Source organism: Wolbachia endosymbiont (group B) of Schoenobius gigantella (assembly GCF_964031005.1).
In the GTDB taxonomy this organism is placed as follows: domain Bacteria; phylum Pseudomonadota; class Alphaproteobacteria; order Rickettsiales; family Anaplasmataceae; genus Wolbachia; species Wolbachia pipientis.
Genome location: NZ_OZ035002.1, coordinates 1,249,532 through 1,265,097, shown reverse-complemented (window position 1 = coordinate 1,265,097; position 15,566 = coordinate 1,249,532). Strand labels below are relative to the sequence as shown.

The 15,566-nt window shown below is 34.1% G+C and carries 4 protein-coding genes and 3 pseudogenes; 5 read left to right on the top strand and 2 right to left on the bottom strand.

All coding sequences use genetic code 11. The annotated features are described in order from the left end of the window. Positions 1-89: 89 nt before the first annotated feature. Positions 90-1,140 (top strand): annotated as a pseudogene (locus tag ACQH2O_RS05830) (IS3 family transposase). A gap of 23 nt (positions 1,141-1,163) precedes the next feature. Here ACQH2O_RS05830 and ACQH2O_RS05825 read toward each other — a convergent pair. Next, positions 1,164-1,996: pseudogene (locus ACQH2O_RS05825) on the bottom strand (IS5 family transposase). A gap of 20 nt (positions 1,997-2,016) precedes the next feature. Beyond that, positions 2,017-2,880 (bottom strand): lipase family protein, encoded by an 864-nt coding sequence (locus tag ACQH2O_RS05820; protein WP_138317963.1) that lies wholly within the window; start codon positions 2,878-2,880, stop codon positions 2,017-2,019. Positions 2,881-3,622: 742 nt separating this feature from the next. Between ACQH2O_RS05820 and ACQH2O_RS05815 the strand changes: the two genes are divergently transcribed. From ACQH2O_RS05815 to ACQH2O_RS05800, 4 genes and pseudogenes are all read left to right on the top strand, one after another. Next, positions 3,623-4,870, top strand: coding sequence for a hypothetical protein (locus ACQH2O_RS05815; protein ID WP_265023235.1), 1,248 nt, complete (start codon positions 3,623-3,625; stop codon positions 4,868-4,870). 190 nt (positions 4,871-5,060) lie between these two features. Then, positions 5,061-13,622 carry an ankyrin repeat domain-containing protein gene (locus tag ACQH2O_RS05810; protein WP_425385139.1) on the top strand — a complete coding sequence of 2,854 codons (8,562 nt, stop codon included), beginning with the start codon at positions 5,061-5,063 and terminating at the stop codon, positions 13,620-13,622. Between the two features lie 28 nt (positions 13,623-13,650). After that, positions 13,651-13,794, top strand: coding sequence for a hypothetical protein (locus ACQH2O_RS05805; protein WP_019236588.1), 144 nt, complete (start codon positions 13,651-13,653; stop codon positions 13,792-13,794). Positions 13,795-14,181: 387 nt separating this feature from the next. Further along, positions 14,182-15,527: pseudogene (locus ACQH2O_RS05800) on the top strand (IS110 family transposase). Positions 15,528-15,566: the final 39 nt, after the last annotated feature.

Genomic DNA, 15,566 nt, shown 5'->3' with positions numbered 1-15,566 from the left:
TAGACAATAGGCTTCTTGACCTTACCCAGAAAAAGTGGAGAGAAAGAAAGGAGTTTTTTCGGGTAAAATAAAATTTTGGAGGATTAGAAATGGCAAGAGAATATACGGCAGAATTCAAATTGGAAGCTGTTAAGCTGGCAAATGAACAAAGAAAGGTAGGTCAACCAGTTGCAAAAGTAGCAAGAGATCTAGGAATAAGGGATAGTGTATTAGGAAAATGGATGAAGAAATATAACGAAAAAAAGTCAGCGGCAAATGCATTTCCAGATGTAGCACCTTATGACAAAGAGAGATTTGATTTACAGAAAGAGTTAGCAAAAGTAACAAGAGAAAGAGACATTTTAAAAAAAGCCCTGGCCAGTCAAAAAGAGTAAAATATTTTTTCATAAAAGAGCATAGTAAACACTATAAAGTGCAGGAATTATGTAGGGTTTTCTGCTAGTGGCTACTATAAGTGGACTACAAGGAAAATAAGCAGTAGAGAATCAGCAAATAAAGAGTTATTAGCAGATATTCAAAAAATATATCAAGCTTCTAAATGTAGATATGGAGCTCCTAAAATTCATGCTGAATTGAAGGCTTTGGGTAAAAGTTGCAACTTAAAAACAGTGCAAAGTATTATGCAGAAAAATGGTATTCAGGCTATATTGAGAAGAAAATTTAAAATTAAGAAACAACAAACGGACAGTAGCTCCCAATATATTAGACCAAAACTTTATTGTCGATCAACCAAATAAAGTATGGGATTACTTATATAAAAACCAAAGAAGGATGGCTATATTTGGCAACAATAATCGATCTATATTCACGCATGGTAGTTAATGAGCAGTTCAATAAATAAACAATTGGTTATGGACTCTTTATTAATGGACGTTAACAAGCGTAAACCTGCCAAAAATCTACTATTACATAGTGATCAAGGTTCACAATATACTTCGCAAGGTTATCAATATCTCTTATCCATAAAAAACATAGATGAGTTATAAAGGTTGTTGTTACGACAATTCTGTTGTGGAAAGCTTCTTCAGTTCTCTAAAAAGGGAGTTACCAATAGACACCTCTCGGCACTCTAAACAGCATATCAAAACTGCTATATTTGAATATATAGAAATTTTTTATAACAAACAACGTCACTATTAGAGGTTGTCCGGAAACTAGTAAATTCAAGCATATTCCCTCTTTAACATAACCCTACTCATAGCTAGGTATATGAAATTCTCAGTGGATGTTGTGAGTAAATCATACTCCTTCGATAGCCTTCTATTCCTATTAACCCAAGCAAAAGTCCTTTCTACAACCCATCTTCTTGGCTGTACTTTAAACCCTTGTTCTCTTGTTGGTAGTAGCTCAGGTGGCGTATCTTTGTGCACCCAAAATCTACATGGAGGCCTTTTAACAATTTCAATATCTATGTCATATTCTTCCTTTATGTGATTCTTTAAATTTCTTCCTTGGTATCCCATGTCAGCCCACATTTTTTTAACTTTAGTATATTTTGTTCTCATATTGTTTAATGCTATTTTAATACCATCTCTATCATTTTCGTTAGCAGCGCCTACGTAACAACCTAGTATAAAACCCTGAGTGTCTGTAATTATATGCCTTTTTCTACCCTTTACTTTTTTACTTCCATCATAGCCTTTGATCCCCCCTTTTCTGTAGTCTTTACAGATTGACTATCTACTATACAGGCACTCGGCTGCTCATTCCTTCCTATTTTTCTTCTACTATATTTTGTAATTTCATAATTCATTTTCTCAAAAATTCCCTGCTTCTTCCATTGCCTGAACTGCTCATACACAGTCTTCCATAGCGGAAAATCATTTGGTAAATACCGCCATTGACACCCTGTACGCAATACATAGAAAATTGCTTCTAATATTTCTCTTTTGCTATACTTTGGCGGCCTTCCTCCTTTCTTGTATGATACTCTGAAGTGTTTTTCTATTCTTGCCCATTCCCTTTCGCTTAGATCTGTTGGATACTTTTTTCTCATCTTTACCCCGTACTAAAATTTCAGATATTATAGCCTTTTACTTGTTTCCGGACAACCTCTTTGGCTTCTTCTGTTTTATCAAGACATAAAGCAGCTATAGTAGCAAGAGCACCTCCCATGCTATGACCTGTAACATTAATTTTTAAACTTTTGATTCCTTCTAATCCTTTATCATTAGCATGCCCTTGTAATATCTTGTGTACGCTGGGCCAAGAGCGTTTGAATAAAGAGTAGAAACCAGAGTGGATATAATTATCTCCAGATAAAAATGATAACTTAGTCAAAGATGCACGAAGATCTTCCTTCAAATCATTCAAATCGCGAGTACCATGATAAGCTATAGTTACTTCCTTGTCTTTAATAAAAACATAACCAACATCTCGATTGTATGAATTGCTACCCGTCAAAGCATAGCCGACATTGTGTTGTTCTAATTTATAATCACTATCTGAGCAATATTTATCTTGAATGAGTTCATTGTCATAAAATTTTATTATTTGATAACCTGCTTCTTCAAACTGCCTTTTAGTTTCATATTCATCTTTCTTTAATTTCCTGTCCCCATCACCATAGGCAATTTTACTGAGAGTACACATTTCTAGTAATTTTTCTTTATCAAATTCTGCAATTTGTCCTGTTATCAGATCGGCAAGGTCAGAAGCATCATTTAACTCACTATTCTCAGAACGCTCTATATTCTTCCATATTTTAATTAAACTAGAAATGTCTTGATTCAAAAGCGCGTCGAGATCATGTTCATCTCGAGCTTCTAATTCACTCTTAATTGGTCCGAGCTTTTCAATTAAGACCTCTTTTATTAAAGTATTGCTAATATTTACAAAATCATCGCTAATAGAATTTTGATTATCAATAACACCTGGCATATTTCTTACTTACTACAAGCTTAATTAACTTAGTATACCACTATGCAATTATTTAGTCAAATAAGTTATCAATTTAATAAGATTAACCATAAATCTTTTCGTCTTCAACGGTACAAGCAATATTTGTTCAGGAGCGTTTCTGGGAGGAATATTACAGTAACTAGCGTTAACAGCAATTCAATTATTTACTTTCTTCACAAAACACAAAAAAAGTACGTATATTTGTGAGAGTTTTTTACGTAAAAGGGGTGTTTCAAAAACAAAAACGTAAAATTATTACAACAAAGCTAAGCGAATTAGTTCGTATATAAATGTGGCAAAATAGGCTAAAATAGCTAGTTTTAGGGTATAGTAAAATCATTATAAGTAAAAGTTCGCACAGAACAAGCGGTAGACCATCCCATCCCAAAACAAAAAGCTCTCACCGCCCTTGGTTTTGAGTGGTAGAAATGGTTATATTATTTAATTCATTAGCAATATATAATATTAAATTAATAGTAATTCATTTGACAATAAGTATTAAGATAAACTTATAAAAAACAGAATTTAAAATAAACAAAACGTCATGTATCTCTCATATTAAGAGGCTTTTGTTGAGAGTTATTCAAGTCTAAAAAAAATTTTCAAATTGAGGATTGACAAAACCTAAAAACGTGATATCTTGCTTGAAATGGCATCAAGTTACTATAGTGTATGTTAGACGTAACAGTTTCCATTTTTTTCCATTCATAAAGAGGTGATCATGCTACGTTCAGATATTCCAAAAGTTTTATTTTCGTCTATTAAAGAGGATGATCCTTATAGAGCATCTAAGCTTTTTCAAATTGAACGCTGGTGCTATGCAAATTGGCATCTGCACCAAAAAAGTGGCAAAAAAGGACGTAATTTTCTTGCACAGGTATTGTCTAGTGAGGATTGTTGGAAAAAAGTAGACAATTTACATGGAGTTAAGCTTGATAGGCAAGTCGTAGGCAAAAAGTTAATTGCGCCAGATTCAGGTAATCTCTTTGATAAGTATGCCATTGCCTGTCGTTGCTGTCTAGAAGAAGATATTATTGCTTTGTTTGAGGAAAGAAAAGAGGAATTATCAGCTCAAGGTAAGAGTAGTCTATTGGAGTATGAGCACTTAGTTAGGTGTTGCGGATCTGGTCTTTTAGCGCAGTTTTGGTCACATTTTGTTAGTGGTTACATCTCTAAACTAAATTTAGATGGCTGTCATCCATATGAGTACGGGCTTAAATGTGCTGTGAGTCTTAAGCAAGAGCAGGCAGTGGAATTCTTCTGGAATAAAATAAAATCATTACCTGAAAGTGAGATGAGCGAACAGAAAAAGGATGAAATCTTGATGAAGACAGCAGTATATGTAGCAGGGAACCGTTGTAATAGTTATCCTGAAATATTCGAGTTTTGTTTTAGTCAAATAAGTCCTGATAAATATCCAGAACTTCTAAAAAGAGACTTAGCTGAAAATGGTTATTATGGTAGTCTAAACACGCTACAGGGTGCACTTCGCTTTGATCAATTTCAAGCATTGTTTGACTATTTGAAACCAAGTAATGTTTCAGAAGATAAATATCTTGTCTGGCTACACTATATAAAAACAGAAAACAGCTCATATTATGCTGGTGAAGGTGCAAAGCTTTTTATGCATATGTGGAGAAAGGAGGGATTTGATAGCCATCGTACTTATGTGCTGAAGGAAGAAGTTTGTAATAGATCTTGCTTTCTTGTTACAAGTTTATTAGTACCTTGGGTAAATCAAAATTACATGGAACCGGTATGGGCAATATTAGATAAGGCTAATTCTGATCAAATTAAAGAATTTATGGATTCTAGGCAAGCGGAGTATATACGATCTGTGTTAGAGCAAAGAGATATTGATTCATTAAATAAATTTTTATCATACGGTAAGTCTACAGCTGAAGGGTTTACTAGCTTAACTGAGGTTAAATTAAGCAAAGCATGTGAGCAATTAGGGTTGGGCAATTAAGGTATTACAAGGCAATTCTATAAAATAGGTGATGGTTTCTCTTGTTACTACTTTAGCTTCTGTCAAAAAGGCGTTGCATTATAATACAAATGTTATATATCCAAGTTAGTATGCGGGTAAAAATAGCTTGTATTGTTGATATCTCTGATAATAAATAGTGGGTTTGGTATAATGTAATGAAGGGGGCTTTATGTTTAAGACACAATATCTAACAGATCACCTAAAAAAAGAAGGCGTTAATTCAAAGATTACCGAATTATCGGATCAAATACAATATATAGAGCAAGCTAAAGAATTTTATCAACTTAAGCGTTATCGTAGATCTGATGTTGATTCCGAAAGTGGAAGTCAGGTTAAGAGAATCGATGTTCCAGGAGACGGTAGTTGCTTATTTTGGTCTGTTACTATGGCTTACTTAATACCCGTCAGAAACGACGATGCTTTATTTCGACAAAGGTATGAAGTACTATTTGGAAATGATGGAACTGTAACCCAAAATTTAGATCATATTAGAGGTTTGGTTCGGAATTTAGGTGCTGCGAATTATGATGATACATTTGCAAATTTAGTAAGAAACGTATTTCGTAATCGAGTAGTTGATCACATAAGTTCTTATAGAAATGAGTTCAGAGATTTTGTTGAAGGTGATTTTGAGCGTTACTTGGAAAACATGAGGAACCCTGATACTTGGGGAGGTGAACCTGAAATAAGAGCAATGAGTGGAATGCTTAGCGCAACGATTAGTGTTTCTGGTGAGGTTGAAACTCAATATGGTAATGGAAATACTCAAATACAGTTATTTCATGTTGGTGCACCAGGTAAACGAAACCATTATAATTTTGGTCTTGAAAGGAATATTATTGATAATGATAAAGAGCTTGCAAAAGGCTTAAAAAGAGTCATGGGTAAAGTAAGACCACAAGACTTTGAGTTAATACAGTTATTGATAGAGGAAGCAAGTAAAGAAGTTGGTATAAGCCGGCAAGATGAGGATTTTAAATCTTTTGAACCGAGATTTCAGTCATTTGTGGATCAGATTCCATCTTATTTACACTCTGTAGAAAAAGCAGGATTTTTTACACACTTCTTCCTAGGGAGCTTTTCTACTTTGCTAGATACAAAAATTGCAGAAAAGTTAAATATTAAAAAGATTTATTTTAGTTTTGATACTTCAAAAACTTTAAAAGTAGCTATTGTTAAAAATGGTCAAATTGGAAATGCTGAAGATGCTATTAATAATATAGATTTATTTTCCATTTCAGAAGGTAAGCGTGGCCATCAGTTTACCGTTAATGAGTTGGAGAACATATTAAGAAAGAATATAGATAGGAGTAAGATTAGAGATCGGGATGTTGAGAATGAGATCCTAAATATTAAGAATGAAATTCAAGATAGAATAAAATCTAGATTAGTACAGATCTATAAAGGAAAGGGTGATATTTTTGTTAATATGGAAGCTAAAGAGATACTTGATTCTGCTACTAGCAAGGAATTTCATGAAATAGAAAAAGGAATATGGAATAATCCGGAAGGTGATATAGCGAAGCTATCTGATTCTGATGCGCAAACAGTTAGCAGGTCTTTAAAAAAAGTTCTTGAAAAAATTAATAACGTTCATTCTGAGTATGTAGGATCAGTAGTCTATGATAATAGTGCCCGTGAAGCATCACATCATGGATTTATGGTAGGCGTTTTCATGAATTTCCACTATAGGTATAATCTTAGAGTTTACCCAGAGCAATTTGCAGGAAGGGGTTATGCAGATATTATCTTGCTGGCTCGTGGTCCTGATCGTGCATTAAATTCTATTCCCATTATTATTGAGTTAAAAGCAGGGGCAGGTCCTAACGCTACTCCAGATAAGGCTTTGCAACAAACAGAAAAGTATGCACAAGGCTTCCAACCAAATGTTCAGCGAGTTCTAACCACTGCAGATAACATTTTATGTGTTGGTGTCAATCTTGATAATCCATCTCCTATCTCTGATATTAAAGTATCAAATCGTGGGGAAGAAATAATTCCTCTTTTTCAAGATATGCTAAAATCTGCTGATGAATGGGATACGCAAAGGATTGGAACAATAGAATTAAAGGGACAGGTGAAAGATAATCTAGAACGTATTTATCATACGTTTCCTGGTACACCTGAGAAGGGAGATAAACATTATTTTAGTAGATTTTTACTAGGGCAATCACTATTGCTAAATAGAGTTGAAGATTTAAAAACTGGTTTTAAAAAATACATTTTTATCTATGGAGACAATATACCTACCGAGGTACGTCCTAATCTTCGTAGGCTTAGACGTCCAGCAGCTGAAAGAGCCAGGGAGAGATTGTCAGCTAATCTTGATGCGAGTCATGCAGTTGTGACAATGGTGCTCATTCCAGAAAATACAGAGAAGTTGGTTTATGTAATAAATATTGTTGAAGCTAACAGAAAGGATGTTCTGAACGGGCTGGATGAAGTGCTCCCTCTTGAGAGGTTAAACAGAGAAATAGGGAATAGGGAAATAGTTGAATTAAGTCTTAATTTTGATACTAGATACAAGTCAGATTTTCAAAGATATCTTACTGTTTGGACTGAAAAATACGATTCTTTACGAGAGTACAACAACGGAGCTGAGAGATTTCAAGGTACTTTCAAAGAAGTTCCTTACCCTAATGAGTTAAAAGAAACATTCGATAAAGCACTAGATATCCAATCTTTATCAGTAGGAGGATATAGTAGATTATTAGAAAAAATTGGAGAAGGAATATTCCCTTTTAAGAGTCTCGTTAATAAAGAAGCTCATTTCCAGGGAATATTGAATGGAGTATTTAGTTATTATAGCGACCTAAAGTTACAAGAATCTCCAGAAACCAGAGCATTAGTTTTAACTGAGTTTCAAACTGGTAGAGGGGAACGTATTGACATGCTAGTTCATGGTATTAAGTTTGTGGCTCAAGGTGGAAATGCTGAGGAGTACACACCAATAGGGTTGGAACTTAAGACATCAAGGCAGGGCAAAGGAGCTCAAGCTTTATTGAGAGAAGCAAATGATCAAATAAATGAAGAATACAAAGAAGGTGTTACCTATAAAACACTTACAGATGGTGATGAGGTAAAGTTTATCGGTGTTGTTTTCGATAAAGGATCGAACAATCCAAATAAACTTATTTTAACAAGTAGGACAGCTAAGGAAGGATTTATTCCTGTTGAAGTAGTTCATAGTTCAGTTCATATGTTACCTACTGTAGGGCAGTGTTCTAAAAGAAAATCTTCATCGCCGGAGTATCCACCAAGTAAAAAACCAAGAAGAGAAAGAAGTGTAAGTATGGCCTGCATAGATTCGTTTGATGAAGAAAAGATTACAGAGGAGGAAAAAGAACAACGTATCAAAGAGTTATTCAATGCTGGTAAGGTAGCAGAAAGAGTAAAGAATATTGAGTTTTATGATCAGCTTTTCAAGGTTTCTCAGAAGATATCTAAAGGTGAAATTATAGATAAAAATGTTGAAGAGGCATTTGTAGCAAAGATTAAAGAAATAGATCTGGATTCAATAGATCCAGAGATTGGGGATATTGTGAAAGAAATAAAGGATAATATAGAGAACAAAGAAGAAGTGAAAAATATTCTGAGAAGATCAGGGGTAGCAGAAAAAATAGGAAAAGTAGCAGAAGGTGCAGGTCTTGCCTTTACAGTATTCTTAGTTGGTAAGCATATAGCAAATGGAGATATAGAGGGATTAGGCTACGATGCATTAAATCTCTGGGTAATGCCAAAGATTGGTGAAAAAATCTCTGGAAAAATGTTAGAGTTAGGAACAAAGCTTGATTCTCAGATGTTGAAGGGATTTGCTCCAGTTATGGGACGTGCTATAGGTAACTTTGCAGCATTTTTAGGGTTAGCGGAGTCAATAAAAGCAAGGCAAAGTGCGACAGATCCTGCAGATATAAGGATTGCTGACCTAAACATAGCAACTAACTCCATTTTTATAGCTGCAGATGTCCCTGCGGTTGTTACGGAAACAATGTCAGCTATAGGTATGGAAGCAGGAATAATAGGAGAATTTGCAGGTCCAGTTGGTGCTGCTATTTCAGTTGCTGTAATCATTATAGCACAATTTGTAGAAGCAGGACTTGAAGTAGAAAAATTAGGAGAACATATAAAACTTACAGATCAAGAGAAACATGACTTGTATTGGGATTTCTTTCTTGGTAAAAAAGTACCAGATTATATAGGAAATGATCTGCAGACAGAAGAGATATATAAACAGTATATATCAAAGATCTTGAATCAATTTAAGAATAACTATGATACAATAGCTATTTCACTACCTTCTATACTGGTTACAAAAGAAGAATATTCTACTAGCGCTCGTTCTCGAGATAAAAGACAATGGGAAGGATACGGTCTAGCATTTGGTCAAGCTTTGCATGGTGTATCGAATGAGTGCCGTGCTAAAACAAGGATAGTTGATGATACATTTGATTTTGAATCAAGCACAAATATTACGTATCTATTTTACACTAGTGGTATTAAGCATAATTCTAGAATAATTCCTAGTGCTGTTGGAAACTATAATGTTGTTTGTGGACCACATGACGATAATATTGCAGTACAAATTGTAAGCAAAGAAACCTTGGCGAGTCTACCAAGTGGCGCATCATGCAGTAGTGCATCGCAGTATAGTAACATGAAATTAAGCAGAACAGTAGAAAGGTGGTTTCTACAAGAACATATGACTGATTGCTATAATGCAGTTTCATATAACAGAAATAATCCTTCTGGGCCTGTAAAGATGTTATTTTATATGTCTAATAACAATGCTTTTATAAATGTGACTTCTAATTATACCATTGATGTTATTTTTAATGGTGAGAATATACTACTTAATAGTTATGGAATCAATAATCAAGTGTCTAGTGTACAGAATAGGTATTATTTTACAAATCAGTTAAGTAATTGTGATATTCATAAACAAGGAACAAATTTCTTCTACATAGCAAAGGATAATTTTGTATGTAATTTAGGAATAGAAGGACAAAAGAACATAGTTGTAACGCAAGGTAATTTTACAGATTCAGAGAATATACATTCTATTATTGGCAGTGATAAAGCTAATCATATAGAAGTTTCTTATGCAGATTATGTAGACGGTAAAGGTGGCAATGATGTAATAACGGTAAAAAACTTTACTACAATAAAAGGTTATTTTGGTGATTCCATTCATGGAAAAGGTTTAGTATTATTACCGATAAATTTTAATGATATAGATAACATAACCCATGTTAATAACATAACAACCATCTATAATAAAAGCGGGGCTTTTATAAGTGTAGATAAACAAACATCGGTAAAAACAGCAGATGGTTTATTTGTAACACCAACAAAAATAGATGGTAAGACTGGTATAGCAACAAACTTGCATGTGACAAAAAGCATAAGTGGTGATGTTGTGTTAGATGATAAATTAGATAATTTACGAAAGATAGACAATTCAAACTTTAATATTACAAAGCAATTATCAAGTGCTAATTATCATAGTACTATAGGTAGTTCCAGTAATCATATTTTTTATCCTGATAAAGAACATCATAATTTTTACTGGGAAGCTCCAAGTAATATAAGTCATCTTTATCTTTTCGATAACAGAAACGCTAATATTACAATTGCTCAAGCAAATGGCATATTAGATTTTAGCCAGTTAAATTGTACATTAGATGATATGCCATTTACAGAGAATAATGCAGGGGAAATAAAGATTAATAAAAATGGCCTAAACGTAACGCTGTTGTCAGATTATAAAGATGTTACAGTTACATTTGACGGGGAAGAATATTACAAGCTTCAGAGTGGGGAACTAGAGCGAGATTATTGTTCTCATAGCTTAAAAATAGATGGAAGGTTTAGTGTTAATGGTACTGACCTTTTAAATTATCATAATTGCTTCACGTTTGATTCAGATAAAGTACTCTTTTTGAAGTTAAATAATGACTTGCTATTGTTATCAGATAGAGGAGCATTATCAATATCACATTACTACTCTTCTGTTCACAAAAATTGGGATTTATCTGTAGAACTGAACAATAGAATTATGGAACCAGAAGAATTTGGAGAAAGAGCTGAGGACTTTAGTTCTTTCAGGTATTATAAACCAGATGAGCAAGGGTTACAGATTTATCATAATCAGCCTATTAATAAGAATGATATTGGTTTGGTTGATTTGAAAGGTAAGTCTATATTAGATTTCGATATGAAAGTTATGAATGATACTTTATTGTTATCACATAAAAATAACACTCTTGTAAAAGTAGAGAACTGGAATACTTATCAACCAGCAAGAGAGATGATATTTGCTTTTAATGATGCAACAGTTTCTAACTCAAAGTGTATAGTTTCTACTTGTAAATCAGAAGATATTGTAGTAGAGTTTAACAGAGAAAAAGAGCAAACGCAATTAGATAAAGAACTGTCAGATGCAGTACAAAGTAATAGTTTTAGTAAAGTTAAAAGTCTTGTAAGTCGAGGTGCTAATATTAATGCTAAAGATAATGATGGTAACACTCTTCTACATAATGCTGCTAGGGAAGATCGCTTAGATGCAGTAAAGTGTCTTATAGATAATGGTGCTAACATAAATGTTAAAAATAATAGAAATTTGACCCCTCTACAAGTTGTAGGTTCTAATAGTAATATAGAAAGGGTTTTGAGGCAAGCACACTTGGATAAAGAATTGTTACTTACTGTGAAAAGTGAAGAGGTTCTAAAGACAATTAATAATCTTATTGTAAAAGGTATTAACGGAGGCGAAGATAGACATGGTGCGTACTATTTTGCTTGGGCTGGTGACTTGGGTACAGTCAAGTTTATTGTTCAGAACGAGGGTGGTGTTAATGTTACTGATAAATATGGCTGTACACTATTACATTGGGCTGCATTGAAAGGTCATTCAGATATTGCTAAGTTTTTAGTTGATAAGGGAGCTAATGTGAATGCTAAGGATATACTTGGCAGAACTCCTATGCACTTTGCTGCTTCCAACGGTAAATTAGATATAGTAAAATATTTTATAGATGAAGAGAAAGTTGATGTTAATATAAAAGATAATGGTTACTGGACACCACTACATTGGGCTTCTTGGGGTGGTCATCTAGATGTAGCAAAGTATCTTGTAGATAAAAGGGCTAATATTAATGCCAAAGATAAGGGCAGTAAAATACCGTTAAATGTTGCTATCGATCAAAAACATAATGATGTTGTAAAATATCTAGAACAAGCACAATTAGATTTGAATAAAGAATTGTTAATCGCAGCAAAAGGTGGTGATCTTAATAAAGTTATAGATCTGATAAGCAAGGGAGCTAATGTTAATGTTAAAGATAACAATGATGATACCCCTCTGCACCTTGCTGTTGGTTATTTAGATGTAGTAAAATACCTTATAAGTAAGGGAGCCAATATTAATGCTAAGTGCAAGGCTGGTGCAACACCGCTAGATATTGCTGCCTATCAAAAACTTAGTGATGTTGTAGAGTATTTGAAACAAACACAATTAGATTTAGATAAAAAATTGTTGATCGCAGTAAAAAGTGGTGGTCTTAATAAAATTATAGATCTTTTTAATCGAGGTGCCAATATTAATGCTGAGAATGAATATGGCAAAAATCCTATACATATTGCTGCTGAAAGCGATTACAAGAATATTATAGAATTTCTTCTTAGCAAAGAGGGAGTAGGTGTTAATGATACTGATGAGCAAGGTCATACACCACTGCACTGGGCTTCTTGGAGTGGTCATTTAGGTATGTTGGAGTACCTAATAGGTAAGGGGGCCAACATTAATGCTAAGTGCAAGGCTGGTAAAACAACGCTAGATATTGCTAGAGATAAAGGATATAATAATATTGTGGAATACTTAGAGGGAAAACTCAAGGAAGAAAGAGAAAAACCTGCACAACGTAAACGCCGTCATCACCATGGAGATCATGATCATCATCGTAGTCACTTATCACGTAATCTTCTTGCTATAGATTCAAGTGGTCAACCTGAAATAGCAGCAAGTAGTAGCACAAGACCATCTTCATGGATAAATGATTTGTTTAGTTGGGTGAAAAGTTCTGTAGGTGGGTTTAGAGCTGCTTTACCTGAGGAAACATTAAGTACTACAAGTTCAATCTCACAAGTTGATGCACCAATAGATGTAAATAGTACAATAATGTTGCTTGACTTATTAATTAGAAAGGTTACAGGTCAGAAGTACATTTTTACAGTAGACCAGTCTATATCTCCACTAGAAGCACAGGGCTATGCATTGAACATTAAAAAGGGATTTAGGAAAGTAGTAGAACAAGCTGCAAGGGATAGCAAAATATCAATACATCGATTAGATATTGACTTTATAAAAGTACAAGAAGAAATTACTAGAAAAGTCATGGATGGTAAATTTAATGAGATTTCAGGGATTTTAAACTCACATCTAGAGAAAGCATGTCCTGGTAGGGAAGCAGGGTGCCCTGGTAAATTAAGTCCGAAGAAATTTGAAAAGTTTATAGCTCAATTTAATAAGGGTCTGCTAAATCAATCAATAGAGCAGATATTACACAACAGAGATAGTACATTAGAAGTTGATGGTACAAAAAAACAGCAAATGAATTTAGAGCCTCAAAGTTATTTAAGTAATGCTTCCGTTCAAGGCCATTCAAAGGACAAAGTATCAACTTGTCTTTCTGAGATAGGAGTAACCAAGCTTGGAGGTAATCTCAATAGGTAGGTTATAATATAAGAGGTGGAGCTATAATATGCCAAGTAGTGGAAAATTTAAAGTGAAGGTAGCCAAAATAATTAGGGAAACCAGTAGAAAGTTTGATGGTCTTAATAATAAAATGGATGAAGTAGACGTTACAGGTAATAATGCTAAGTGGTTAATGTGTTTTCCATATTGAACTTACAGTACGTAGCTTTGATATAGAAGTTTGGGTAACGTTATGATAGTAATTTATATAATTCTTTGTGCAATCTTCATAGCTGTTTTAGACAGTTCACTAGATTCTTAATTAGGAGCGTCGAACAAGAAAAAAATCTTGTTAAACCGGAAAGAAACTATTTCTTCACTTCCATAGCAATTTTTATATATAATTTATCAAGAAGTACTTCTGCAGTTATAACCGACTGATCAATGGTGCTTAAGTGCCCGTTTAGGAGCGTGGTTTTGGAGGAACGGTTAAACCACTGATGGAGTCTATTATGACTACCTCGATTAGAAGATTGTATAATCTAACCGTCCCAAGCTTAAGTGCTTCTCCATTATAAGTTATAGTAGGATAATTACCATGATAAAGGCAAAAAGTAAACTAGAAATAGTGAATCCTGATACAGCAGGAATTGATATCGGCTCAGCTGTACATTATGTATGTGTACCTGAAGGAAGAGATGAACAACGTGTCAAAAAATTTGGATGCTTTACAGTTGATCTTCATAACTTAGCAGGGTGGTTAAAGAAATGTAAAGTTAGAACAGTAGCTATGGAATCAACAGGAGTATATTGGATTCCTTTGTTTCAAATACTTGAGTCATATGGATTTGAGGTAAAATTGGTAAATGCACGATATATTAAGAACGTGCCTGGTAGAAAATCCGACGTTCAAGACTGTCAATGGTTACAACAATTACACAGCTATGGATTACTCCATGGGTCGTTTAGACCTGATGATCAAATGTGTGTGTTGCGTAATTACGTTAGGCAACGTAGCAACCTGATTGAAAGTGCATCCACACATATTCTACGTATGCAAAAAGCGTTAATTCAAATGAACGTTCAATTACACAAAGTCATAAGTGATATTACTGGAGTGACCGGTATGCAAATTATCAAAGCAATAATTGAAGGTGAAAGGAATCCTGAAAAATTATCAGAATTGAGAGATGTACGGATAAGAAATGATAGATCTACCATGGCAAAAGCGCTAAAAGGCGACTACAGAAAGGAACTCTTATTTGTGTTAAAGCAAGAATTTGAATTGTATAATATTTATCAGGAAAAAATAGCAGAATGCGACAAAAGCATCGAACAATATTACAAAACATTTGAAACAAAATCTGACGAGAATAAGCGATGCAGCAAAATAAAGAATAGGTTTTCAAAAAACAGACCAGACTTTCCTTTACACGAAGAACTGTATAGAGTAACCGGTATTGATTTTACTAAAGTTCCTGGGCTTGATGTGCTAACTATACAAACAATTATCTCAGAAGTTGGTTTGAACCACGATAAATGGCCATCAGAGAAGCACTTTACTTCTTGGTTGGGGCTAAGTCCTGCTAATAAAGTTACAGGGGAAAAAGTATTTGGGACGAGAACTCGCAAAGTTATTGCTCGTGCTGCAAATGCTTTAGGATGGCTGCCCAGTGTGTGTCAAGAAGCAACAGTGGGATTGGTGCATATTGCAGAAGGTTAAAAAAACGACTAGGAGCACCGAAAGCGATTACCGCTACGGCTAGGAAATTGGCGTGCATTTTTTATAGTATGCTAAAGTATGGACAGGAATATGTAGAGAAGGGCATTGATTACTATGAAAAGTTATATAAGGAAAAAATAGTGAAGACTCTAAGCAAGAAAGCTAGTGAATTTGGTTATGTCTTGATTAAAAAAGAGCTACTAGCAGAAAGAGTTTCTTAGAAGGTGGCAGTTATATAGAAGCAAAAGATGATAAAGTTA